This window comes from Acinetobacter sp. P1(2025) (assembly GCF_051390655.1).
GTDB lineage: Bacteria > Pseudomonadota > Gammaproteobacteria > Pseudomonadales > Moraxellaceae > Acinetobacter > Acinetobacter junii.
This window is the reverse complement of the sequence record NZ_JBPKBJ010000047.1, coordinates 1-26,539: the sequence shown is the minus strand read 5'-3', so window position 1 is coordinate 26,539 and position 26,539 is coordinate 1. Positions and strand designations below refer to the sequence as shown.

Sequence of the window (26,539 nt, the reverse complement as noted above, 5' to 3'; positions counted from 1 at the left end):
AAGTATAAAGATCGTGCGACTGATGTAGAACACACAGTAGAACTTGCGGGAATCTTTGTACAAATTGGTTTATTGCCAAATACGGATTTCCTAAAGAACAGTGCAGTTGAACTCAGCAATCGTGGTGAGATTGTCATTAACGATCGTAATGAAACCAGTGTACAGGGTGTATTTGCAGCAGGTGACTGTACGACAGTACCATACAAGCAAATCATCATAGCAACAGGCGAAGGTGCGAAAGCAGCATTATCTGCCTTTGATTACATGATTCGTTCTACGAATTAATTAGAACTTGTAATAAAAAAGCCCAAAGTTAACTTTGGGCTTTTTGTTTAGTTTTGCGGTTTATATAAACCGTGTTCAACCAGATGTTGTCGTAAAATTCGTCTTAATTCCAAGACTGCTTCGGGAGTTTCTTGAATTGAATGACCACCTGTAATAATTTTTTCAGAAACAGCTCCATCTAGGTGAGCACTTTTATAAGGAACTATTCCATCTGTCATGATGTTAGGATCTTGGCTCTTTGTGATATTTCCCATGATGGAATGAAACAGTAGACCTTTCTGTGGAGGAATATCAGCCGTTAACTCCATAAATTTGGATTTTTTACTTAGATCACTTGGACCATTCTGAATAACATCATTAGTAAGTGTTTTTACAAAATCTTTTAGCTCAACATCATTACTTGTTAAAGTATCTGCCAGTGTTGTGAGAAATGTGGTCGGTAGTTTAATGATTTTCCGTGCTGCGAGAGTAAACCAACGATCAGCGTAATCTGTACCTTTATGCGGTGCCGCAAGAAAAATCGCACGATCAAAATTAGATATAGGTTGCATTTTTAGTCGCTCACCAATTACGGGATGCTTGCGTAAACGAGTTTGCTGACGACTACTCATCATCACTAATGCTTCTTTTGATATATCAGCATTGCTCACTAAAAGGCGACTAATAATTCCACCCATACTATGTCCGATGAGAACAGCATCTTTTGCTGCAGCATCTTGCATATTCACCGAGCCAAATGCTTGTTTAAGTAGAGCATATATTTGAAAACGACTTTCTAAGATTGGCATATTGGTTGAATAAAAAACTTGCCAGACTTGATAATGTTCACGAAGTACAGGATCACCCATAATATCGTTTGTTACCGCAATCCATGCTTCAGGACTACTAGCTAAACCATGAACCAATACGATTACTTTTTTATTAGGATTGTAAGGTTCCAGCATATATAAATGCGGCATGGTTAGGTGTTGATCACGATCAATTAAAGTTAAGTAAGCTGCTGCGCCTAAATTATTTTCAGACAACCATAAACCATATGGAGCAGAGAAATTTGCAGCCAATGAATAAGGTTTTCCAGCGATATTAACTTTTTCAACGCTATATGGATCGTAAACTTTAATCTCAAATTCTGGGCTATTTAACACTTCATCTGCTGTTGCAGCGGCGCGTTTAGGTTTAGCAATAATAGTCGCAGCTAAATAACGAGCTTTGTGAATATTCGGATTTGTACCTTTAGGGTAGTTGTAGTTGAGAGGATCTAAAATATATTTATTCTCAAACTTATTGGCATTGTCAGCAGGGAATACTGCTACAAAATCAGAACCAAAACCATCGCGTCGGTTAATTGCTCTTAATCCTGAGAAGTTCATGTTATAGCTAGAGACAAATTTTTCTAGCTTCATATTCTGTAAAGGTTGATAAGCTTGGATATCAATCGTATACGTACTTTTCCCAATTTTAATAGTCGGTGCGAGGTCTTTGGATGGATTTCTTAGACTATGAATATTGACCAGTTGAGTTAATGCTTGGTTGTAAAAGTCACGAATTTGTACTTGGCGGTTATCAAAAAGTCGTTCTTGTGGTGCGCGACTGGTTTTAAATAGATAAGCATAGCTATAGCGAATACTTTTATCTAAAGCTTCTAATTGTTGATCTAAGCACTGCTCATAATTTTTCTGAATATTCTTTTGTTCTTCCTCAGATTTGTGTTTGCTTAGTTTACTTATTTTGCATTCTGATGAGTCCGCTAGAGCTTTGGATTTCGCTAGAAATAATTCACTGCTAGTCGATAAGAGCTGTTCATCTAAGATTTGAGGAATCTTATGTAAATCCGCAATGCACTCATCAGCAGATTGCATGCAATACTTTGCTTCTTTACCTGACATCGATAAAACATTGAGACTTGCTTCGCTGAGTCTTTTTTGAGTCAGGATACTATTTCTCTCATTAGCAATTGTGACATCAATGGCTTGCTGTTTTAAGCTTACAACTTGGCAACCACTCATGACGACTGTACTGAGTAGCGTTATTGCAAATAGGCGATGTGAAGAATTAAATGCACGCATTAGGGTTTCAGTAAATTGAGAGCAGGATTACCGCTATAATACGAAAAAAGGATGCATTTTCAATCAACATAAAAAAATAGACCGTATAAAACGGCCTATTTTTACAAAAAAGAGAGTAATTTAGTTAAGAACTTGCCACATGTTCCAACGTTTTCCTGATTCAACTTCTTGAATCAAACGGTCAACTACTTCTGCTTCGTCAGGATAATTAATTTTGTAATTTTTGAGCGTTTGAAGTGCATTTTTCTTCTGTTCAAGCCATAAGAAATTGTTTGCAGCAGAAAGATATGCCTCTTGCACTCCACCTTTAATCGCTTTATCTAGGTATGGAATCGCTTCACGTTGTCCACCACCTTCTGATAATCCAAAACCGAACCAAAAATTGGTTTCAGGATCGTTAGGGTTAATCGCTAAAATTCGTTGAGCATAAGTTAAAGACTTAGATGTGTAAGCTGTACCCAAGTCAAGGTTGCGAGCCATTACACTGGCTTTAAATGCACGGGTCAAAATATCCATAGATGCATTTGGTTTCTCAGCGAGAGCATCTAGTTTGTGTGTGATTTCTTTTAACTTTACTTCATATCCTTTGCGTTCTTGGCGTTCAGTAAATCGAGGAGGGTAATGACGTGCTTTTCCTTCAACTAGTTGTAAGAAGTCATCAATTTCCGTTACATCAATTTCATTTTCGCCTGCAAGAACCGCATATTTCATCCGTCTTTCAGAACTATCAATTGTTGGGACAATCAATTTATTAATATCTAAAGTTGCAGATTTTGTTGGGTCATTTTGCAAAGAAACAACCATCTTTGTCACTGGTTGTGTAGAGGCATCTTTGATTGCAACTTCAAAGCTTGGTGGTGCATCATATTTGATTGGATTTAAAGCATAGAATGGTGGTGTCGGATCTGGTTCTTTGAACACAAATGGTTCAACAATCTTCTCTTTTTTGGTCGGCGCAATACCACATGCAGTTAAAAATGTGGTTGAAATTACAAGTAATGCCAAAGGCTTAAAATTCATGCTTTACATCCATTAATTTTAGTAAAATGAGAAGTAGTTCGTTGGTTTTACCAGTCTAGGAAAAGCAAAACCAACTTGCAATGAAAAGCTTGTTACATTTTTTATAAATTGTATTATGTTGTTGATGTTTTGCTTTGTGCTTCACACTCTCTTCTAACTTCTTCAATAATCTTAAGTTCTTCTTTACTCAATGGTTGATTTCTACCACCTTGGGGTTTGAATGTTGGGTCAAGCTCAGATAGACGCTGACATAGAATATTCATACGCTTTTCATTTTTCTGCATACGATCTAATAACACGCGTATGCCTTCTAAAATAGGATCTGATTGATCTTGAGTTGTTGCATAAGGTTGGAAACCGATGCTTTCTGCATAGTCGCGACGGTTTGCTTCATCTTGCTCAACTTGATTTTTATCTTTAAAGATATAACGTGCTGGGTTACCTACAGCGGTAACTCCTTCCGGAACTTCTTTGGTCACAACAGCATTTGAACCAACTTTCGCCCCTTTATGTACAGTAAATGGTCCTAATATCTTTGCTCCAGCGCCAACAACAACACCATCTTCTAAAGTTGGGTGGCGTTTACCTTTATTCCAAGTAGTACCACCAAGCGTAACGCCATGGTACAGGGTGACATCATCACCAATTTCAGCTGTTTCCCCAATCACAACGCCCATGCCGTGATCAATAAAAAAACGTTTTCCAATTTTTGCACCTGGATGGATTTCTATCCCAGTTGCAAATCGACTAAATGACGAGAGCAGGCGAGCTGTACCCTTGTGATCTTTTTTCCAGAGTTCATGTGCTACACGATGCATAATTAATGCATGAATACCAGGATAAGTGGTTAAAACTTCAAGTGTATTTCGAGCAGCAGGGTCACGTGCAAATACAGCTTCAATGTCTTCTTTTAGCTGTTTAATCATGAGAGTGATCCTCCGTCTGTGTTTTTTTCCATGAACCATTGGCTAAAGCTTGTACTCGACTGAAAATACCGCGCAATAAATGATATTCCATACGATCTAATTGTATTCTTCCAAATAAACGACGCAAACGCAAAGGCAATAAACGTGGATTATTTGGATCTAAGAATTCAATTTCAGTTAGCATTTTTTCTAAATGAGGATAGAACTCTTCCATTTGTTTCTGTGTCACCAATGGCTCATCCCATTGCATACTTTGATTTTGCTTTAGCTGCATATGTTCTTGCGGGTCAGTCTGATCAGTGTTTTGCTGATTGAGCTCAAGTGCTGCCATCCTTAATTCATAGCATATCACTTGAATTGCTTGAGCTACATTTAAAACGCCATAACTTGGATTGACTGGAATAGTTAAATGGTAGTTTGCTAATGCTAACTCTTCATTAGTCAGACCACGATCTTCGCGACCAAAGACGATTGCAATATTTTGATCTAAATTGGCTGCTTTTAAACTTTCTTGAGCTGCAGGGCGAACATCAAGCAGAGGCCAAGGAATAGTACGGCTGCGAGCACTGGTTCCAAACACCAGATGGCAGTCTTCAATTGCTTGTTCCAAAGTATCAACGATTTGTATTTTTTCGATTAAATCTTGGGCGCCAGCGGCTAAAGCATCAATATCAGGATGAGGATAAGTTTTAGGTGCTACCAATACTAATTTAGACAATCCCATCGTTTTCATGGCACGAAGTGCACTACCGATATTGGCAGGGAGAGTCGTATTTACCATAACAATACGAACATGATCCAATTGTTTGGACACGTCATTTTGGTCAAACAGGTTCATAAATGATCCAATTTTTAAGAATATTGAGAAACTTCGGCTTGATACAGATCTAAAGCATCATCTATAGACATATTTGCAGGTGGAGGCGGAACCACACTTACTTTGGGTGTTTCAATGACTTTTGCTGCTTTGGATTTTACTTGATATTCAATATATATCGCATCTTTGCCAAAGTAGTCACGTAATTTACCAAGCAGTTCATCTAAAGGAGCAACTTTCCACTGAGCACCTAAATGTAACTCAGCTGTCGCAAAACTTTGATCGATAAGAAGCTGTATACCGATATGCTGACACATATCTACATTGCAATATGGTAAGAGAATGTTTTGCATATCTTTTGCTAAAGATTTAGTCATGAGATCGTGTGGCATACGTATTTGAATGGATTGAGCGCGTTTTTGACGAATTTCATTCAAACTAAATGCTTTACTTAAACGTGCCATTGGGCGGTCAAAACCTTCACGCTCATAAATCTCGCCTTCGATCACGACGACTTGTTCTAAGCGAACGATATCTTTATATCTTTGAAAACGTTCATGATTACAACTAACCTCAATTCGTGCAGTACCATCGTCTAAAGTGATCATGATACGGTTTGGAAAGTTTGCTACATCGAGTACCAAACCAGCAAATACGGTGGTTACACCACGACGTGTCGGGGTAACTTCATTCAGTTTTGCAGGAATGAATGCTTTTAATTCTGAACGATATACATCGATTGGATGTCCTGTTAAGTAAAGTCCAAGTGTATCTTTTTCACCTTTTAAACGAACTTCATCTGACCATGGTTTAACAGGTTTAGCTGGTTTACGTTGAACTTCTTCAACTTCACCAAATAAATCCATAATTCCTGTCTCACGATTGCTTCGTGCTTGTTCCGCAGCTTGAACGGCTTCAGGAAGTTGAACCATAAGACTAGAACGTTCTATTCCTAAACAGTCGAGTGCACCAGCACGAATAAGCGCTTCGAGTGTACGTTTGTTAATTTTTTTCAGATCAATACGATGGCAAAAATCAAACAAATCTTTATATGGTCCATCTTTAATACGTGAATCGATCACAGACTGCATTGCCTGCTCACCAACACCTTTAATTGCACCTAAACCATAGACGATTGTACGCTCATCAATGGCATGGAAATGATACAAGGACATATTTACAGAAGGGGGAAGAACTTCGAGTTTGTTATTACGACAGTCATCAATTAAGAATACGACACTATCCGTATTCTGCATTTCTGATGACATTACCGCTGCCATAAATTCAGCTGGATAATGCGCCTTTAACCATGCAGTATGGTAAGCAACTAAAGCATAAGCGGCCGCATGTGATTTGTTAAAACCGTAACCCGCGAATTTTTCCATGTAATCGAAGATATGGTTCGCTGTTGCTTCATCAATATCTTTTTCTGCCGCACCTTTAATAAAGATTTGGCGTTGTTTTACCATTTCTTCAGGTTTTTTCTTACCCATTGCACGGCGCAATAAGTCGGCTCCGCCAAGCGTATAGCCAGCGCAGAACTGTGCTGCCTGCATTACTTGTTCTTGATAAACCATAATCCCATAGGTAGGTTCTAAGACACTTTCAAGCAAAGGATGCAAATATTCGAATTCTCCACCGTGCATACGATGGATAAAGTCAGGAATGAGGTCCATCGGACCAGGACGATACAAGGAAACGAAAGCAATAATCTCTTCGAATTTGCTTGGTCTAGCTTCCTTCAACATCTTTTTCATGCCGACGGATTCAAACTGGAAAACCGCAGTCGTATTTGCCTCAGCAAATACGAGATAAGCATCTTTATCATCTAATGGTACATTAGCGATATTTAGTGAGACATCTGATTGAATTCTTTTATTAATATTTTGAACAGCATCTTCAATTACTGTTAAATTCCGCAGTCCTAAGAAGTCAAATTTAACTAGACCCGCGGCTTCAACATCATCTTTATCATATTGAGCTACACGGTTTGTGCCATCAGGATCACAGATAACGGCCGAGTAATCTGTAATTTTTCCAGGTGCGATGACAACACCACCTGCATGTTTACCTGTGTTACGTGTAATGCCTTCTAATTTGAGCGCCATTTCCCAAATTTCAGCAGCATCATCATGATCAGGGTTTGCAGGGTTGGTGACGATATCTTTCAGTTGTGGTTCAAGCTCTATGGCTTGTTTTAAGTCTACACCCAATGGTTTTGTTGGAACCATTTTGGAGATACGGTCAGCTAAACCATAAGATTTACCTAAGACACGTGCCACGTCACGAATTGCACCTTTTGCAGCCATTGTTCCAAAGGTTGCAATCTGTGAAACTGCTTCACGTCCGTAATTTTGTGCAACATATTCAATAACACGGTCACGACCTGCGATACAGAAATCGACATCAAAGTCAGGCATTGAGACACGTTCAGGATTTAGAAAGCGCTCAAATAACAGGTCGTACCGTAAAGGATCAAGGTCAGTAATTTTTAAACTATATGCAACTAATGAACCTGCACCCGAACCACGCCCTGGTCCCACAGGTACACCATTGTTTTTTGCCCATTGGATAAAGTCCATGACGATAAGGAAGTAACCTGGGAATCCCATCTTGAGGATGATATCGACTTCATATTTGATTCGTTCATCATATGGCTTTCGAATATCAGGCCAATCTTCATCGCGTTCATCAATTGGATATAGATGATTTAAACGTTCTTCTAAACCTTCTCGTGATAAATGTTCGAAATAGGTATCAATGGTATAACCATCAGGAATAGGGAAATCAGGCAAGAAATAGGTACCAAGCTGCAAGGCAACGTTGCAACGTTTAGCAATTTGGTAAGTATTTTCAATCGCACTAGGAATGTCAGAGAATAACTCAGACATTTGTTCTGCTGTTTTAAAGTATTGTTCAGGACTATACGGTTTAGGACGCTTATCATCACCTAATACGTATCCATCAGCGATACAAACACGCGCTTCATGAGCATAAAAATCGTCTTGTTCGATAAAGTGGATATCGTTATGAGCCACTACACCGATTTGGTACTTAGCAGCAAGTTTTACCGCCTCAACAATAAAATCTTCTTCCCCAACACGATCTGTGCGCGTCAAACTAAGGTAGACACGATTTCCAAATTTACTAATCCAGTCTTCAAGAAGAGGTTCAGCTTTCTGAGGGTTGGAAGAGCAGAGCATTTTGCCTACATCACTGTGTTGCCCCAATAGAATGATTAAATCTTCTGCTTGTTCTAATACCCATTCTTTTTGAACACAAGGAACACTAAGTTGCTGACCTTCGATGAATCCTCTAGACACTATTTCCGTTAAATTTCGCCAACCTGTATTGCTCATCGAAAGTAAAGTTGCACGATGTTCAGCATCATTCAATCGAATAACACTGCCCATAATAGGCTTAATCCCTTTACCTAAGCATGCACCATAGAATTTAACAGCAGCATGTAGGTTCGAAAGATCAGTAATTGCTAAAGCTGGCATTTCTTCAGCAACAGCAGCTTTGACCAAATCAGGTATGCGAACTATCGATTCTGTAATCGAAAACTCTGTGTGAATACCAAGATGAACAAACTGCATAAATCTATCCTAAACGCGATTGAAGAATATTCTAACACGCTCTGTTTAGGACAGTTGTCTAATATTTTTGCAATAGAATGCTGTTCGGAATGATCTAACCAAGAATAAATAAAAAAACGATGCTAATCAGATCAATTGATTAACATCGATTTGGATTTCAGCTTAGCAATTAGTATTGCCAAAAGATTCGCTGAATTTCTTTTGCATCATTAGTTTTAGTCAGTGCTAAAGCAGTCAAAATACGAGCTTTTTGTGGGTTTAGATCATGTCCAGCCACCCAACCGTATTGATCATCAGGTTGTTCTGCATTTCGTAATACAAAACCTTGGCCTACGCGAGATGAACGGACAATTTGAATGCCTTGTTCATCATGTAGTTGCTTCAATGTCGGAACAAGATATTTTGCTACCGAACCATTTCCTGTTCCTGCATGAATAATCGCTTTCGTTCCAGCTTTTGCATAAGCAAGATAAGCTTCTGGTGTCATTGAACCTGAACCATATGCGATTTGAACCAACGGAAGTTGATCACCTTTGATATTTTCAATATTAAATTCAGAGTTGTTAGTATGACGTTTGATACTATTTCTGAACCAATAAGGTTTGCCCTCAACGATTGTACCTAATGCGCCCCATTGGCTTATAAATGCATTAGTATGAATGTTAATCCCTTTGGTTGCGTCACGCGCAGCAAAAATTGAATCATTCATCACGATGAAAACACCTTTATTTTTGGCTTCTTCAGATGCAGCGATTGCAACGGCACTATAAAGATTGAGTGGACCATCTGCTGAAAGAGCAGTTGATGGACGCATAGAACCAACAAGAACGATAGGTTTTTCAGTGTGAATAACTAGATTTAGAAAGAATGCCGTTTCTTCTAGAGTATCGGAACCGTGAGTAATTACAACGCCATTTACAGATGGTTTTTTAACTAAATCATTGACTTGGCGAGCAAGGGAGAGTAACTCTTTGTCAGTGATATTTTCAGAAGCGATTTGAAGGGCTTGAATACCACTTACATTTGCCAGATCTTTGATTTGAGGAACAGCATTAATTAAACCATCGACTGGAACTTTGGCTGCGGTATATGTCGCACTGTTCGTTGAACTTGCACCCGCACCAGCAATTGTTCCACCTGTTGCTACAACTACGACATTGTTTTTCGCATGTAACGCAACTGATGAAGCAATCAGTGTTAAAGCTAATCCAAATGATTTAACCGTTTTAGTAATCATTAATCACAATCCTGTATTTTAATTTTCCATAGATGTGCTATGTCTATACACGACATGACACTGGAATATTATTCAAATTTTTATAGATCAAAATCATTGGCATTATATTTTTTTCGAGTACATCTAATTTATGTCGAAGCAATGAGAAGTTGGGTTTTAAATTTATAATATTTAATTGCTATTTTAAGGTGGGAAAATCATGAATTTCATATGTTATTTATGACCAAATGGTAATTTTTTTATTTTTCATATGAGGTCTTTATGCTTTAGTCGTATTGTAAGAACCATAATTTTCAATACTTGTGCTATGGCAAAAAGCAAACATTGATATTTTTTAACACATTTATCCATTTCCCATTATTTTATTTTTCATGTGATATTGGGTGGTGAAAAAACTTGTTCTGAATCATTCACCTCAAAGTGCTACGGTTATAGTGAGCTTTTAAAAGATGGGTTTATTTCATCTAATTGGTAAATTTAAATTTAAGTTTACTTGGATGTTTTTGACGTTAAAATAGAGACCAATAAAAAATTTATCCATGAGAAATTTATAATGAAATTAAAGAATATTGTTCTTTCAATACTATTGAGTAGCAGTGTCACTATTTCGAGTACTGTTTATGCCGAAGATGTTCCGTTTAGCCAAGAACTCGTAGAGCAGGCAAAATTAGGTAATGCTGAAGCACAAAATAATTTAGGTGATGCTTATTACTACGGAAATGATGTTGATCAAGATTTTGGTAAGGCTTTAGAGTGGTTCAAAAAGTCAGCTGCGAAAGGAAATGCAGATGCACTTTTTTCGGTCGGTTACATGTACGACTATGGTGAGGGAACAGAAGAAGATAATCCAACTGCATTGAAGTGGTACACTCAAGCTGCACAAAAGGGGCAACTGTATGCTCAATACTACCTTGGTTTTCTCTATTTGTATGGAGATGAAGGAGTTGGGGTGAATAGTAAAAAAGGCTTGGAGTGGATGACTAAATCTGCTGATGGAGGATTAGATTTAGCTCAGGCTGAATTAGGTCACTTATATAATGATGGAAGTGATGGAGTCACTCAGGATTTCAAAAAGGCTCTCCATTATTATCAGCTAGCGGTAAAACAAGATGAGCCAACTGCGATCAATAATCTTGGGATTTTCTATCTGGAAGGTAAGGGTGGTATTAAGCAGGATTATAAAGAAGCACTAAGATTATTTACCCTTGCTTCTGAGGCAGATAATGGTTTGGGTTCATCAAATATTGCTTATATATATGAAGAGGGTAAAGGTGTCGCAAAAAACTATAAAAAAGCGGCTGAATATTACGAGCTTGCAGTTGATCAGGGTGAGAATGAGTGTTTGTTGGATTTAGCTCGTATCTATGAAAAAGGTGGTTTTGGTCTGAAACAAGATCTAAAAAAATCAAAAGAATACGAAGCTCAGTGGGATGAAACTCAAAGTTCAGAATACTGATAAAAAATCCCCCTTTAGATAGGGGGATTTTTTTAGAAGCTTAGCGCATTTTTGCCAAGAAACGGCTTAAACGATTGATTGCTTCACGTAATTCATTTTCAGCTGGTAAAAATACAACACGGAAGTGGTCTGGGGTTGGCCAGTTAAATCCTGTGCCTTGTACTAAAAGTACCTTTTCAGCTTTCAGTAAATCAAGCATGAGCTTTTCATCATCTTCAACTGGATAAATCTCAGGATCAAGTTTAGGGAAACAATACATCGCCCCATCAGGTTTCACACAACTTACACCTGGAATTTCATTTAACATTTCCCATGCAATATTGCGTTGTTCATATAAACGACCACCAGGACGAATCAAGTCATTAATTGATTGATAGCCGCCTAATGCTGTTTGAATCGCATACTGAGCTTGATGGTTTGAGCACAAGCGCATTGACGCTAGCATATCTAAACCTTCGATATAATCAGCAGCTCGTGCTTTGTCACCTGTAATCGCCATCCACCCAGCACGATAACCTGCGATTCGGTACGCTTTAGACAAACCATTAAATGAAATACACAATTGATCACCAGCTAATGCTGCTAGAGCAACGTGTTCAATTCCGTCATAAACGATTTTGTCGTAGATTTCATCTGCAAATAAAATGAGATCGTATTTCTTCGCTAAAGCAACGATCTGCTCTAAAACGTGTCTAGGGTAAACAGAACCAGTTGGGTTGTTCGGATTAATTACAACAATACCACGAGTATTTGGGGTAATTTTGCTTTCCATATCTGCGAGATCTGGATACCAATAATTTTCTTCATCACACTTATAGTGGATCGCTGTGCCGCCTGACAGATTTACCGCAGCTGTCCATAAAGGATAGTCTGGCATTGGAACAAGCATTTCATCGCCATCATCTAGCAAACCTTGCATTGCCATTACGATTAATTCTGAAACACCATTACCTACATAGACATCATTGACATGCATGTCAAAGACGCCTTTTTGCTGATAGTACTGACAAATGGCTTTACGAGCAGGGAAAATCCCCTTTGAGTCTGTATATCCAATTGCATTCGGTAGGTTTAATGCTACGTCATTAATAATTTCTTGTGGCGCTTCAAAACCAAATGGTGCAGGGTTGCCAATATTTAGCTTAATAATTTTATGCCCTTGCTCCTCCATTTCATTGGCGGCGCGTAATACTGGTCCACGAATGTCATAGCATACATGCTCAAGCTTTGAAGACTTTTTAATTTGTCGAGGCGTTTGAGCTGAGTGGGGTGTAGCAGTATTTTTAGGCATAGCGGGATTCACTTTTGCATATCGATATAGATAACTTTTAAATGTTTCAACTGTAACCAGATCAAGATCATGTTGATCTCTCAGTAATTCAACAATTTTTTCATGCGTAAAACCAGATTGTTGATACTGTCTGATGGTTGGTAATAGATTTTTAAAAACCACACTTTTTTTCTGTGACATTTTTTGTCCAATACAACCGCGCTGAACAAGAATACCACTATGACTGCTTACTTGAAAGGTGTTTTAAATGAAAATTGCTTACTTGTGTAAAAATATTTTGCTTACTATTTGCTATTTTAATATAAGTGCTTAAATTACGATAAATTACACATTGAAAGACTAGAGTTTTTTTTTTGAATGGCGTAAATATAAAGCATGATCATCAAGATATTTTTTACAACAAAATAATAGGTGCTGGCTATGGGAAAAGTGAATAAAACAGATCGAGAATGGCAAAGAGAGTTGTCACCAGAAGAATATCGTATCACTCGTAAAAAAGGCACAGAACCCGCATTTACAGGTCAATATTGGAATAGCAAACAACATGGCATTTATGTATGTCGTTGCTGTGGTGCTGAGTTGTTTTCTTCAGAAACGAAATACGACAGTGGTTCGGGATGGCCAAGTTTCTATCGACCGATTGATAATAGTGCAATAGAAGAGCACGAAGACATATCACATGGTATGGTCAGAACAGAAATTGTCTGCCATGATTGCGATGCACATTTGGGCCATGTGTTTGAGGATGGTCCACAGCCGACAGGACTGCGTTATTGCGTGAATTCGGCATCATTACAACTTAAAACAGAAGAAAAGAATGACGAGGAAACGTATCCATGAGTAACATTTATCAGTTTGAAGCTGAATTGTTAGAGGGAGAAACAAAGGCGCTCGCTGATTATAAAGGCAAGGTCATGCTGATTGTGAACACCGCAAGTAAATGCGGTTTCACTCCACAATTTGCAGGACTCGAGAAGCTTTACGAAAAATATAAATCTCAAGGATTAGAAATTTTAGGGTTTCCTTGCAATCAATTTGGAGGGCAAGATCCAGGGACAAATAAGGAAATTGGGAATTTTTGTCAAAGGAACTATGGTGTAACTTTTCCAATGTTTGCAAAGGTTGATGTGAAAGGGCCGGAAGCACACGTTATTTTTAGATTTTTGACACGTGAGGCAAAAGGTATTTTGGGTAGTCAAAATATCAAATGGAACTTCACAAAATTCTTGGTTGGTCGTAATGGTGAAGTTTTGGGGCGATATGCACCAACCACTAAACCTGAAGCTTTAGAAGCTGATATAGAGAAAGCTTTAGCGAAAAAGTAACAATAATATAAGTATTAAAAAAAGACGGTCATAAGACCGTCTTTTTCACATACAGATCAAAGCTGTTCAACAGCCTGATCTTTAGCTTTTCTAAAGCTATGCAGCTTGCGATTAATATCATCAATAAAGGTATACACCACTGGAATAACCAATAAAGATAAGAAAGTGCTAGTGATTAAACCACCAATTACTGAAATTGCCATTGGTGCACGGAAGCTTGGATCTGTTCCGATACCCAAAGCGATAGGTAGCATACCTGCACCCATAGCAAGGGTTGTCATAATAATCGGGCGCGCACGTTTATGACAGGCATCAAGCAAAGCATTAAATCGTGAATAATCTTTCTCTTTTCTTGCGATGATCGCGTAATCGACTAAGAGAATAGAGTTCTTACTTGCAATCCCCATCAGCATAATTAGTCCAATCAAACTTGGCATTGAAAAGCTGCTTTTTGCCAAAAGCAACAATACAAATGCACCGCCCAAAGACAATGGTAATGCGACCAAAATGGTAATAGGTTGTAAGAAGTCTTTGAATAAGAGCACTAAAACGACATAGATACATAGTACCCCTGTGAGCATTGCCAATCCAAAGCTTGAGAAAAGTTCCTGCATCACCTCAGCATCACCAATATTGGTACGTTTCACAGTAGGTGGTAAGTTTTTCATCGTTGGTAATTGATCAACTTTTGCTGCTACATCACCAAGCGGTTGGTTATTCAACTCAATATTAAAATTAATATTACGCAGGCGATTGAAACGATCGATTTGTGATGGACCGCTTTCAATATTGACATCAGCAATTGTGCCTAACATCACTGGACCATGACTTCCTTTAATCATTAAGCGTTTAATCAATTCCTGATCTTGACGTGCAGAAAGCGGAAGTTTGATCACGACAGGAACTTGCCGTTGCGATAAATTTAATTTTGCAAGATTTTGGTCGAAATCACCTGCAGTGGCAATTCTCAGTGTTTCTGCGATATCAAAAGTTGTAACCCCAAGATCAGCTGCTTTAGCAAAATCTGGGCGAATAACCAACTCTGGACGAATGAGTGCTGCACTTGAAGTAATACTGCCGATGTTTGGAATTGTGCGTAATTCACGTTCCAGCTTACGTGCTGTTGAAATAAGAGCTTCAGGGTCATCACCTGATAAGGCGAGTTGATATTGGCTATTGTTCCCTGCGATACCGACTTGAATACGAGCACCAGGTAAAGGAGCGAGTCGCTGACGTATTTCACTCTCGATTTCTTGCAGACTTAAACTACGATCTGAGCGCTCTGAAGTTTGGATTGTTAGAGTTGCTTTTCGAGGTTCACTGGATGCACCACCAGAAAAAGGATCTGAACCAGCTGCACCACCACCGATGGTTGTATAGATGCTTTTGATTTCTTGATGATCTTTAATAAGATTTCGTGCGTATTCGGCAGTTTTTAAGGTGTCTGCGAATTGTGAGCCTGGAGTGAGTTCTAATCTTACTTGAGTTTGTCCTGTGTCAGGTGGTGGAACAAAACCTGTAGGTAGAAGCGGAATCAGCATAATTGAGCCGATGAAAAACAGAATAGCACCACCAAGCGTAACCCAACGGTGATGTAGACACCACGTGACTAGACGCATATAACCACGCATAACACGACCATCTTTTTCTCGGTCACGTGCAAGCTTGGATGTCCCTTGATCATTTAATCTATCTGCATCTGAGTTTTCTGCTGTGTTCTCAACTTTGCCAATCCAAGGCTTCAGAATATAAGCTGACATCATTGGTGTTAATAATCGAGCGACTAAAAGCGAGGCAAATATCGCTAGCGCTGCTGTCCATCCAAATTGAACAAAGAATTTTCCTGCGATGCCGCTCATGAATGCGGTGGGAAGGAATACAGCAATCAATGTAAATGTGGTTGCAATAACAGCTAGTCCAATCTCATCGGCTGCTTCCATAGCAGCTTCATAAGGTGTTTTCCCCATCCGTAGATGCCGAATGATATTTTCAATTTCAACAATTGCATCATCCACCAAAATACCCACGACGAGTGACATAGCGAGTAGTGTTACGGTATTTAAGGTAAATCCAAAATAGTACATGCCGATTAAGGCAGGCAAAATAGAGAGTGGTAAAGCGGTTGCTGCAATAATCGTAGCTCGCCAATCACGCAGAAACAGCCAAACCACTAAAATTGCAAGAATTGCACCTTCATAAAGTAGTGACATCGAACCTTTATAGTTGTCAGCAACAGGCTTAACGAAGTTAAAGGCTTCTGTGATTTTGATATCTGGGTGAGATGTCTTGAGCTTATCTAATGCCTCAATAACGCCTTTTTCAACATCAACTTCACTTGCACCTTTGCTTCGTGTGATCTCAAAACCGATTACTGGTTGTCCATTCAGTAATGCTGCAGAACGTCGTTCCGCTATTCCATCTCGAATTGTAGCCACTTGATCAAGTCTGATATGTCGACCATCACTTAAAGCAATATCCATGGCACCAATTTCAGCAGCTGTTTTTACAGTTGCAATCGTACGAATGGATTGTTCACTGCCACCAATCTTGGTTTGTCCACCTGAAGCATCTTGTTGAACTAAACGAAGCTGGCGAGTGATATCCGTTGCAGTCGCATTGAGTGCCAGTAATTTTTCAGGATCGAGTTCGACTTCAACTTGGCGGGTGACACCACCAACACGTGCAACAGCACCCACACCTTTAACCTGTAACATAGCACGAGCAATATCGTAATCCACGAACCACGAAAGAGCTTCTTCATCCATTTTAGGGGATTGGATGGTATAGGTGAGGATAGGTGAACCAGATAGATTAATTTTACTAACAATCGGGTCTCTTAAATCAGCAGGTAGGTCTGAACGTACTTGTGAAACAGCATTACGCACGTCATCAACAGCTTCTTGTAGTGGCTTTTCTAGCTGAAATTCTGCGGTGACAGTCACAACACCATCTTGAATGTTTGTGTACTGATTTCTTAGACCTTGTAGCGTTGCAATTGAGTTTTCAATTTTTCGAGCAACTTCTGTTTCTAACTGTGGTGGAGCTGCACCTGGTAATGCGGCGGAAACAGTCACCATCGGTAATTCAATATCGGGAAATTGTTGTATTTTCATCCAGTGAAAACACAACAGACCTGCCAATCCAAGCATGATGAATAAAAGAATTCCTGGAATTGGATTTCGGATTGACCACGCTGAGAAATTCATTTTATTTCTCCTGCGATTTCACTAGTTTTTGAGTAAGTGGTGTTTCAGGAATTGCTTGCGCAACATTCACTAAATCACCATCAGTCAAGAAACCTGTACCAGAAGAAACCACTTTTACATTTAACGGGAGGTCTAAGATTTCAACTCGATCATTTTGTCGACGTCCTGTTGTTACTTTTTTCTGTGTTACACGGTTGTTTTGATCAAGTACAAAAACATAGGAAAATCCATCACGTAGCAGTAGAGCGGTCTGAGGAATGGTGATCGCTGTTTTTTCACCTAGATCAAACTCTCCCTTTACAAACATTCCCATACGAATTGCTTGAGTTGTTGGCAAATCAACATATACCAAACCATAACGTGTTTGAGGATCAATTACTGGTGCAATCATTCTAACTTGACCTATCACTTTGGGTTGTGAAGGATCAGGTGAAATAACGTGAGCAGTCATACCTTGTTGAAGTTTGTATAAATCTGTTGTTGTAACTTCAGCTCTCCACTCCAAGCGATGATCTCTAATCAAGCGGAATAATTCTTGACCTGTTTGTGCTAAAGAGCCAACGGTTGCAGTTCTAGCAGAAATGACACCGTTGTCAGGAGAAACGACTTGTGTTTGGGCTAAGCGCAGTTGATTGCTTTCAATTTGTGCTTTTGCTGCATCTAAACGTGCTTGAGCTGTTGCTTGTGATGTTTGATATTGTGTTGATTCTTGAGCTGAAATAGCACCAGTATTTTTTAGCTGCTGAATGCGCTTATTATTGGTAATTGCATCAGCCAAGACAGCTTGAGCTTCTGCATAGCTTGCTTTTGCTGCCGCTAAATCAGCACGAATAGTTTCACTATTGATTTCAGCTAAAATCTGACCACGTTTTACTTCATCACCGACATTTACATTCACACGTGTTAATCGCTGTCCAGATAGCTCACTGCTAATTACAACTTCTTGCCAAGCTGCAATATTTCCATTCGCAGTAAACACTTGTTTCCAGTTTTGTTGTTCTGGTGAAACTACTGTTACGGTCAGTGCAGCTTTTTGAGTGTTTGTTTGAGCATTTTTTTGCTTATCATCTGTATCTGAGTTTTTACTTGAACTCGTTTTCCACATAAAAAATGCAACAGTCATAAGTACAATAATGATTGCAGCAATGAACCAAACCTTTTTCTTTGTATTTTGTGAAGTTTGAGGAGCCATCTTTCCATAGTCACCAAATTTTGATGCCTAAGTATAGACGAACATTTCAACAGATGGTCAATAGTTAATAGATAGATGAATAGCTTTTAAATGCACTATATGTCGGGAGACAAATGAATGGAAAGCGGCTACATATTATGAATATTTAAAGAGGTAATAAGCGGTTGATCACCACATTTTTCATCACAATTGTTGATGTGAGTCGTTGCACATTTGGTAATGCCGATAAACTATCATCATAGAGTTTCTGAAAACTAGCTAGATCTTTGGCAACCACATGGAGAAGATAATCAGGATTACCAAACAGACGTTGTGCTTGAATAACGTTGGCTATTTCACTGACTTTTTCTTCAAATTGAGATAGTGCGCCTTTATCTCCATCTTTAAGTGTCACAAAAATGATAGCTGAGAAATTAAATCCAATTTGAGATGCTTCCAAATCCGCATGATAGCCTTTGATTACACCTGATTCTTCCAGAGCTTTCACTCTACGGTGGCAAGGAGACAAGCTTAGACCTACTTTTTCAGCGAGTTCTGTGATAGATAGTCGCCCATTTTTTTGTAATTCAGCAAGAATTCTCTTATCTGTGCGATCCATTTAGAAGAATCTCCTGAATAAATAGAAATAAAAGAAATTAATTAGGAAAACATTTTAACCATTTAAGCATATTCTCTCCAATAGATTTTTCAAAACATGGTTGAAATAAAAATTCATTTCAATCGTAGTGTATTGAAATAAATAGAGTTATGGATATGGATTTAAATGTAATTATTGCCTTTTGGTGTGTTTCAATCTTGTTTGTTTTAACACCTGGTGCTGACTGGGCGTATGCAATATTGGCGGGAATAAAAGGGAAGTTTATTGTTACAGCTGTTTCTGGACTTGTACTGGGGCATTTTTTAGCGATTTTGTGTGTTGCAGCTGGCGTGGGCACTTTAGTTAGTCATTATCCAATTTTATTGACATCTTTAACGATTGTTGGTGCATGTTATTTATTGTGGATGGGAATAAGCTTGTTGATTCGACCAGCTACCATCTCAAGTACTGAACAACAGACATCTGCGTTTGATTCAGCAAAGTCTTGGTTCGTTAAAGGTGTGGGAATTAGTGGGTTAAATCCAAAAGTTTTATTGCTCTTTTTTGCACTATTGCCGCCATTTATTCACCCAAACTTGCAGTTTTCAGCTACAGCTCAGATCCTTTCTTTAGGCATTATTCATCTAATTAGTTGCGCGATTGTTTATGTATTGGTTGGATTGGCAGCAAAGAAACTATTAAGTACCAGACCCCATGCGGTAAGGGTGGTCAGTCGAATTTCAGGTACGTTGATGGTTTTGATAGCCACAATTCTAATTATTGGTCAGGTTTAAGTTTTATTTCGGAATCTGTAATAGAAATCACTTACAGATTCCGAACTCATTGTATTTAAAGAATTGCTTTTAAGCGTTTAACAACTTCTTCACATTGAGCAAGATCAGCAACTAGAGCCATGCGCACGTGACCTTCGCCTGGATTACCTTGTTCAGTATCACGAGATAAATAGCGACCTGGAAGAACTTTGATATGTGCTTTTTCCATAAGCATTTGAGCAAAAGTTTCATCATTGTCAACTTTTAACCAATAGTAGAATCCAGCATCTGGCTTTTGTAGTGGTAATAAATGACCAAGTTCGCTTTGGAATAATTCAAATTTCGCACGATATTGTTGGCGGTTTTCTTCCACATGTGCTTCATCATTCCACGCTGAAATAGATGCAAGCTGATGTTGAACAGGCATTGCTGCGCCATGATAGGTACGATACTGTAAATAAGGTTTTAATAATGCTGCGTCGCCTGCAACGAAACCAGAACGCATACCTGGAAGGTTTGAACGTTTTGAAAGTGAATGAAATACGATGCAATTCTTATAGTCATCACGTCCAATTTCAGCACAGACTTCTAAAAGGCCAATTGGTGCTTGTTCAAACCAAAGTTCTGAATAACATTCATCAGAAGCAATAACAAAACCATATTGATCAGACAGTGCGATTAGCTTCTTAAATTGTTCTTTTGAGAGTACGGTTCCAGTTGGATTTCCTGGTGTGCATACAAATAACAAAGCTGTTTTTTCCCAAACTTCTGCAGGTACAGCATCAAAATCGCCTAAATAACCATTTTCTTCTGTACAGTTAATGAAATATGGTTTTGCACCAGCAAGTAACGCAGCACCTTCATAAATCTGATAAAAAGGGTTTGGCATCACAATATAAGGTGCATCTTCTCTTTTAATTAAAGCTTGTACAAAAGAAAAGATTCCTTCACGTGTGCCAGAAACAGGCAAAATATGTTCTTCTGCACTGATTTGATTCAGTGAAAAGCGATTTGTAAGCCATTGTGCAATACTTTGGCGCAGCTCAGGTAAGCCCTTACTGTTTGGATAGGTTGATAAATGTGCAAAGTTATCAATAATTGCTTGCTTAACGAACTCAGGTGCAGGATGTTTCGGTTCACCAATTGACAATGGAATCAAAGGTAAATTGGCTGGTTGCACATTTTTAAAAAGTTGATTTAACTTTTCAAAAGGATACGGATGCAATAAAGACAAGCTAGAGTTCATTTAAACAGTTACCGAACAATAAAAATTAAGAGGGTGGATTACAAATTTGGTTTGATGCTTCATCAAGAGCCGCTTTTAGTGTCTCAGCAAAGAGTTTGACCTCTTCGTCAGTTAACAACACACCATTTTTTTTGGTCACAAAGAAAATATCTTCAGCACGTTCACCTAGAGTAGCAATCCTCGCTGAGTGGATATCTAAACCTTGTAACATGAAGAGAGCGCCAATACGTGCAAGTAAACCAGGTTGGTCAAGTGTCGATATTTCAACCATATGCTGTTGTAAAGCAGGGTTTAGTGCGATATCGACAGTGTTCTGAACATCGAAATGACGCAAATGTCTTGGTATACGGCGTTGCATGATACCAGGGTATTGGTCAGGATGGCTGAGTGCTTCAACCAATGCCAATTTCACTTTTCGTTCCCGTTCTGGGTCTGTCAGTAAGGTGCCAAAACGATCTAAGACTAAATATGTATCTAAACTAAAAGCAGTACTTGCCGTAATAATTCGGGCATCTTGAACATCAAGGTTCATACGATCTAGTACGGCTACGGTTGTGGCAAATAGGTTTGGTTGATCACGGGTATAAATAAAAATTTGTACTGCATCTTGTGCAGCATTGCGGTGAGCACGTAACAATACCAACGGAGCAGGGTTATCGCCGTGCTGTAATATGGCTTGAGTATGCCAAGCGATTTCATTTGCAGATTCTTTTACAAAGTATTCATCACCAAGTTCTTGCCAAACCTTTTCTACTTCAGCGAGTGAAAAATCATTCACTAACAATTCACTTGCAGCGAACTTGGTATCTTCAATCAGCATTTGATAATCAACTGGTCGACCTAGACCTGAACGAATCACATCACGTGCATAGGTATACAACTGGCGCATTAATGAAGCGCGCCATGTATTCCACAGTTTTGGATTTGTCGCATTGATATCTGCAACCGTAAGCGTGTATAGATAATCAAGATGCTCCATATCACCAACTTTTTCAGCGAATTCTTTCACTTCATCAGGGTCAGAAATATCTTTTTTCTGAGCAGTGAGTGACATCAGTAAGTGATTATTGATTAACCATGCAACGAGTTTACATTCACGTTCAGTAAATCCGTGTGTGCGACAGAATTCAATGGCATCCAAAGCACCGAGTTCACTGTGATCACCGCCACGACCCTTGGCAATATCATGGAAGATTGCAGCAAGATAAACAATGTCGTGACGTGAAATACGTTGGAACACTGAACTCACGACAGGAAACTCTTTCGCAAATTCAGGCTCTTTAAAACGACTTAGGTTGCGTAGCAATAATAAAGTGTGAGCATCGACTGTATAAATATGGAAAAGATCATATTGCATCAGTCCAGTAATTTGACCGAAAGCCGGGATGTAATTACCTAATACGCCATAACGTTTCATCGCGACCATAGTGTCATATAAATCGGGTGAACGAATAATCGACATAAAGAGTGCTTGATGATCAGGATTATCGCGGAAGCGTTGATCGATTCGTTTAGCTGCGAGCACAAGTAGTCGTAATGTACGCGCACGAATCCCTTTTATTTCAGGACGATTGGCGAGTAAATAGAATAACTCTAATATTGCACTTGGCTCTTCAGAGAAAACTTTGTGGTGCTGTACTGCAAGTTTGCCATCTACGATTTTGAAACGTTCATTGATGTCTTCGATTTGACGTTCATAGTCTGGTAATCGAGGGGTAATCACTGACTCGTTAAAATATGCTAAAAGCATTTCGTTCAGTGTTGAAACTTGCTGTGCTGTTCGATAGTAACGTTTCATGAATTGTTCAACGCCATAATTGGCAGGTTGACCTTCTTCACGAACATAGCCGAATTTAGCAGCTATTTCTCTTTGATGATCGAATAAAAGTCTGTTTTCATCACGTTTAGCTAAACGATGTAAATGGCTACGAATTTCCCATAAGAAGCTCTCTGCTTCTTCTAAAACTGCAAGTTCAAATTCTGTAATAAAGCCTAAATGCACAAGATCATAAATACGATTTACACGAAAATGGCGTTTAGCAATCCAACCAATTTGATTGATGTCACGGATACCGCCAGGCGCATTTTTAATATCTGGTTCGAGATTGCTTTCAGTATTATTGTGTTGAGCATAACGCTTAGCTTGCTCTTCCATTTTCGCATCATAGAAGGTTTTATCCGTCCATGTCTGTGCAACAATTCGACGTGGCCATTTTGCTAAATTTTCATTGCCTGTGATCAAGCGTGCTTCAATCAAGGTAGTAGCGACTGTTAAATCATTTGATGCTTGATCAACACAGTTTTGAATCGTGCGTACACTGGTACCTGGTTTAAAATTACCAACATCCCACAAAGAGGAGATAAAAGAAGAAATCAGCTTTTCATGTTCTTCACTGATCTCATCCTCAGACAAGATCATAATATCTGTATCTGAATATGGCAGCATTTCGCGGCGACCATATCCACCTACAGCGAACAACCCTAAATTCGTTTGATCTAAACCTGCATGATTCCATAAAAAAATCAATGCTTCATCAATAGAGTTTGATCGAGCTTTAATAACTTCACGAATAGATTGCCCATTTTCATAACTCTCTTGTAATTGCTTTTCTACATCGGTTCGCCATTGGTTAATAGCTTTAATATCATGATGACTAGTGACATAGTTCAGCAATGGAGATGTATTGATCATGAAAATGGGTCTACTCAATTTAGGTTAAACGTTGGTTTGAACATTCACTTGATCTGCGGCTTGTTTTGCCAGTTCACGAGCCAAGTCTGTATTTTCAGCACGTGCCGTAGCAACACCCATACGGCGGCGTTTGAAACCTTCAGGCTTACCAAACAAACGCAAGTCAGTGTTCGGGTTTGCTAAAGCAAAATTCAAGCCAGAAAAGCTAAGATTTTTTGCATCAACACCCGCATAAATCACTGCACTAGCAGCAATACTATGGCGTTCAGTATTGACTGGTAATCCTAGAATCGCACGTGCATGAAGTTCAAATTCACTTTGGAACTGAGAAGCGAGGGTAACTAATCCAGTATCATGAGGACGAGGTGATACCTCACTGAACCAAACTTTATCGCCTTTAATAAATAACTCTACACCGAAAATACCACAACCACCCAAAGCAGTCGTAACTTTATTAGCAATTCGTTTTGCTTCTTGTAAAGCTGCAGCAGTCATTGCTTGAGGTTGCCAGCTTTCTACGTAATCACCAGCATCTTGGCGATGCCCAATTGGATCACAGTAATGTGTTTCAATCTCACCAGTTTGAGGGTTTTTCGCACGAACTGTAAGTAGGGTAATTTCGAAATCAAAATCAATTTGTGACTCAATGATCACAGTGCCTTGATTAACTCGACCACCTTGCATTGCATAATCCCAAGCTGCATCAACTTCCTCAAAGTTTTTTACTCGAGATTGACCTTTGCCAGATGATGACATAACAGGTTTTACAAAGTTTGGATAACCAATATCATCGCATGCAGCACGGAAGCTTTCCAAAGTACTCGCGAAACGATATGCAGAAGTTGGTAAACCAAGTTCTTCAGCAGCTAAACGGCGAATACCTTCACGATTCATCGTAAGGTTTACAGCTTTTGCTGATGGGATCACCGTTGCCGTTTGAGACTGTTCGATTTCGACGAGAACTTCAGTCGCAATTGCTTCAATTTCTGGGACGATTAGGTTAGGTTTGATTGTTTCAATCAGTTGTTTTAATTCGGTAGGATCAGCCATATTCAAAGTATATGAATAATGAGCAACTTGCATAGCAGGTGCATCGTCGTAACGATCAGCAGCATGAACTTCGACACCTAAACGTTGTAAAGATATAACAACTTCTTTACCTAGCTCTCCAGAACCTAACAGTAAAACCTTAAATGCAGAAGATTGAAGTGGAGTTCCAAGAGTGACGCTCATGCGCATAATCCTATCCTGAGTAATTTGTGTTTAAGCATAGCAGAACTTTTTGTTGAATTAAGCTCGCTAGGAACAAAAATACTAGGTTTTTGTTAGACAAATAATGGCTTTAAGTTTCTTTATCCAAGATGGAAAGACAACTATTTATATAAATTAAATGATTTTATTGTGTCTAAAACGATTAATGTCATAGCTGCATGATAATGTGTCAACAGCCGTTGAGAATTATGACTAAATTGACTAGCATAAAGACCAAATTTTTCATCGGCGAATTGATATGTTAAATGCAAGAGTTCATCTTTTAGCAGCACTGATGATTTGTCCTTTTTTAGCTGCATGTGGTAACTCAAACAGTGAAAGCGAGAAAAAGGTTGAAATCAAACCAGCTCCAAAATTAACGAATGACGCTACAACATATGCAAATGCTGCTTGGAAGTTAATTAATGAGATAGATGTACTTGTATATAACAAGCAAGTTACTGATATCGAAGAGAAGGTGAGAAAGCCTATCCGTCAGTTGAGTACAGATTGGCGTATTAATGTCAAAATGACTGATTCTGTGACGGAAGGGAAATATGCTTTATGTCGTAAAGCGCTCACAAGCCTAGATAGTTGGGCTAGAGATGTTAAAGACAATGCAAATAACTCAGGTCAGAAGCAATCAGATTATGAGCGCGATAAAGCCCAGTGTAAGGATGCAATTGACAATCCAGCATTAGGTAATACTTCACCGAAGTAAATTTAAATTTGCGCCTAAAGCGAGAATACGATTTTCGCTTTAGGTTTTATTTAGCTTCTATTTTTTTAATTTTTTATTTTCAGGTTCTTAGATTGCTAATTATTAGAAAAATAAATCATGGATATCAAACAAAGAATTTATTTTTTAATGATTCAGATTATTCACCGCAGCTAAATGTCTCAACCCATCTAAATTTATAACGATGATTTTTTTAAAGCCTAATTGAATGATTCCTTGTTTTTCGAAAGCATTCAATTCTTGATTTACAGTTTGCCTAGAGACTGTCAGCATATTGGCAAGTTGATCTTGTGAGATTTGAATATTTAGATCTTGAATGGATGAACGGTTACCGTAACCTTCTAATATAAATAATAAGCGTTGAGCAAGACGCTGACTGATCGTTTGCGTCTGAATTGCAATTTGCTCTAAAAAAACATAGCGAAGTTTTTGACTGGTCAGTAGGGCAAAGAAATACCAATAATAGGGATTTTTAGATAAAAACTCGTTCAGAGGTTGAGCTGGGATTTGAAGCACAACACTTTTTTTCAATGCAATAGCATCATGAGAGCGTGGTTGTTTGTCTATGAGAGAAATCTCGCCAAACCACATGATTGGTTCAGCGATAGCAGCAATTGCTTCATTACCGTTAACGTCTATGTAACCCAAACTAATTGAGCCATCGAGAACACCATACACACCATCAAATTGATCTTGAGCATTAAACACAGCGGCATTTTTTTCAATTATAGGACTTACGCACTATCATTTATAGATTCTCTGTGGTAGCAGATGGTTTTTATCGAGAATAAAGTCATCAATGAAGTCTTTGATGATTGGTCTAAATAATTTCTTCTGCCAA

19 protein-coding genes and 1 pseudogene are annotated in these 26,539 nt (G+C 38.7%); 6 read left to right on the top strand and 14 right to left on the bottom strand.

Features of this window, described 5'->3' with window-relative positions; translation table 11 throughout:
- Positions 1-285: FAD-dependent oxidoreductase (locus tag ACSC97_RS12375; protein WP_436661228.1), on the top strand; the 285-nt coding region annotated here is incomplete at its 5' end.
- Between the two features lie 47 nt (positions 286-332).
- Here the strand turns inward: ACSC97_RS12375 and ACSC97_RS12370 are convergent.
- The 6 genes from ACSC97_RS12370 to ACSC97_RS12345 all read right to left on the bottom strand — a co-directional run bounded on the left by ACSC97_RS12370 (position 333) and on the right by ACSC97_RS12345 (position 9,950).
- Complete coding sequence (locus ACSC97_RS12370) at positions 333-2,351, bottom strand: lipase family alpha/beta hydrolase (protein ID WP_436661226.1); 2,019 nt, start codon at positions 2,349-2,351, stop codon at positions 333-335.
- Between the two features lie 120 nt (positions 2,352-2,471).
- The gene (locus tag ACSC97_RS12365; protein ID WP_004911875.1) at positions 2,472-3,371 is read right to left on the bottom strand and encodes an ABUW_2363 family tetratricopeptide repeat lipoprotein; all 900 of its coding nucleotides are present in this window, start codon (positions 3,369-3,371) and stop codon (positions 2,472-2,474) included.
- A 113-nt stretch (positions 3,372-3,484) separates the two neighbouring features.
- On the bottom strand, positions 3,485-4,297 hold the full coding sequence (gene cysE, locus ACSC97_RS12360; RefSeq protein WP_099948810.1) for a serine O-acetyltransferase: 813 nt from the start codon (positions 4,295-4,297) through the stop codon (positions 3,485-3,487).
- A complete protein-coding gene (locus ACSC97_RS12355; protein WP_243482795.1) occupies positions 4,290-5,135 on the bottom strand; it encodes an RNA methyltransferase in 846 nt (281 codons plus the stop codon). The genes cysE and ACSC97_RS12355 overlap by 8 nt, the downstream gene beginning before the upstream one ends.
- A gap of 14 nt (positions 5,136-5,149) precedes the next feature.
- Complete coding sequence (gene dnaE, locus ACSC97_RS12350; RefSeq protein WP_436661223.1) at positions 5,150-8,713, bottom strand: DNA polymerase III subunit alpha; 3,564 nt, start codon at positions 8,711-8,713, stop codon at positions 5,150-5,152.
- Between the two features lie 169 nt (positions 8,714-8,882).
- Entirely contained in the window at positions 8,883-9,950 is a 1,068-nt protein-coding gene (locus ACSC97_RS12345; protein WP_004954847.1) for an asparaginase, read from the bottom strand.
- 553 nt (positions 9,951-10,503) lie between these two features.
- Here ACSC97_RS12345 and ACSC97_RS12340 point away from each other — a divergent pair.
- The gene (locus tag ACSC97_RS12340) at positions 10,504-11,406 is read left to right on the top strand and encodes an SEL1-like repeat protein (RefSeq protein WP_436661220.1); all 903 of its coding nucleotides are present in this window, start codon (positions 10,504-10,506) and stop codon (positions 11,404-11,406) included.
- A gap of 40 nt (positions 11,407-11,446) precedes the next feature.
- On the opposite strand, the gene ACSC97_RS12335 is transcribed toward ACSC97_RS12340, so the two are convergent.
- Entirely contained in the window at positions 11,447-12,877 is a 1,431-nt protein-coding gene (locus ACSC97_RS12335) for a pyridoxal phosphate-dependent aminotransferase (protein ID WP_004954843.1), read from the bottom strand.
- Positions 12,878-13,117: 240 nt separating this feature from the next.
- Between ACSC97_RS12335 and msrB the strand changes: the two genes are divergently transcribed.
- Both msrB and ACSC97_RS12325 read left to right on the top strand, forming a co-directional pair.
- A complete protein-coding gene (gene msrB, locus ACSC97_RS12330; protein ID WP_004911848.1) occupies positions 13,118-13,537 on the top strand; it encodes a peptide-methionine (R)-S-oxide reductase MsrB in 420 nt (139 codons plus the stop codon).
- Positions 13,534-14,022: a glutathione peroxidase gene (locus ACSC97_RS12325; RefSeq protein ID WP_004954840.1), complete on the top strand. Its 489-nt coding sequence runs from the start codon at positions 13,534-13,536 to the stop codon at positions 14,020-14,022. The genes msrB and ACSC97_RS12325 overlap by 4 nt, the downstream gene beginning before the upstream one ends.
- A gap of 56 nt (positions 14,023-14,078) precedes the next feature.
- Here ACSC97_RS12325 and ACSC97_RS12320 read toward each other — a convergent pair whose 3' ends face one another.
- The 3 genes from ACSC97_RS12320 to ACSC97_RS12310 all read right to left on the bottom strand — a co-directional run bounded on the left by ACSC97_RS12320 (position 14,079) and on the right by ACSC97_RS12310 (position 19,018).
- A complete protein-coding gene (locus tag ACSC97_RS12320) occupies positions 14,079-17,228 on the bottom strand; it encodes an efflux RND transporter permease subunit (protein ID WP_436661217.1) in 3,150 nt (1,049 codons plus the stop codon).
- Position 17,229: 1 nt separating this feature from the next.
- Complete coding sequence (locus ACSC97_RS12315) at positions 17,230-18,420, bottom strand: efflux RND transporter periplasmic adaptor subunit (RefSeq protein ID WP_436661215.1); 1,191 nt, start codon at positions 18,418-18,420, stop codon at positions 17,230-17,232.
- Between the two features lie 145 nt (positions 18,421-18,565).
- On the bottom strand, positions 18,566-19,018 hold the full coding sequence (locus tag ACSC97_RS12310) for an Lrp/AsnC family transcriptional regulator (RefSeq protein ID WP_004954830.1): 453 nt from the start codon (positions 19,016-19,018) through the stop codon (positions 18,566-18,568).
- 155 nt (positions 19,019-19,173) lie between these two features.
- Between ACSC97_RS12310 and ACSC97_RS12305 the strand changes: the two genes are divergently transcribed.
- A complete protein-coding gene (locus ACSC97_RS12305) occupies positions 19,174-19,791 on the top strand; it encodes a LysE family translocator (protein ID WP_004954827.1) in 618 nt (205 codons plus the stop codon).
- 55 nt (positions 19,792-19,846) lie between these two features.
- On the opposite strand, the gene dapC is transcribed toward ACSC97_RS12305, so the two are convergent.
- The 3 genes from dapC to purT are packed head-to-tail and all read right to left on the bottom strand — an operon-like array spanning position 19,847 to position 24,950.
- Positions 19,847-21,016 (bottom strand): succinyldiaminopimelate transaminase, encoded by a 1,170-nt coding sequence (gene dapC, locus ACSC97_RS12300; RefSeq protein ID WP_436661212.1) that lies wholly within the window; start codon positions 21,014-21,016, stop codon positions 19,847-19,849.
- Between the two features lie 25 nt (positions 21,017-21,041).
- On the bottom strand, positions 21,042-23,708 hold the full coding sequence (gene glnD, locus ACSC97_RS12295) for a [protein-PII] uridylyltransferase (protein WP_004954822.1): 2,667 nt from the start codon (positions 23,706-23,708) through the stop codon (positions 21,042-21,044).
- A gap of 24 nt (positions 23,709-23,732) precedes the next feature.
- On the bottom strand, positions 23,733-24,950 hold the full coding sequence (gene purT, locus ACSC97_RS12290; protein WP_436661230.1) for a formate-dependent phosphoribosylglycinamide formyltransferase: 1,218 nt from the start codon (positions 24,948-24,950) through the stop codon (positions 23,733-23,735).
- 268 nt (positions 24,951-25,218) lie between these two features.
- On the opposite strand from purT, the gene ACSC97_RS12285 reads away from it, so the two are divergent.
- Positions 25,219-25,680 carry a hypothetical protein gene (locus ACSC97_RS12285; RefSeq protein ID WP_004911833.1) on the top strand — a complete coding sequence of 154 codons (462 nt, stop codon included), beginning with the start codon at positions 25,219-25,221 and terminating at the stop codon, positions 25,678-25,680.
- A 144-nt stretch (positions 25,681-25,824) separates the two neighbouring features.
- On the opposite strand, the pseudogene ACSC97_RS12280 reads toward ACSC97_RS12285, so the two are convergent.
- Positions 25,825-26,427, bottom strand: a pseudogene (locus tag ACSC97_RS12280) (Crp/Fnr family transcriptional regulator); the annotation flags it as partial.
- Between the last annotated feature and the right edge of the window lie 112 nt (positions 26,428-26,539).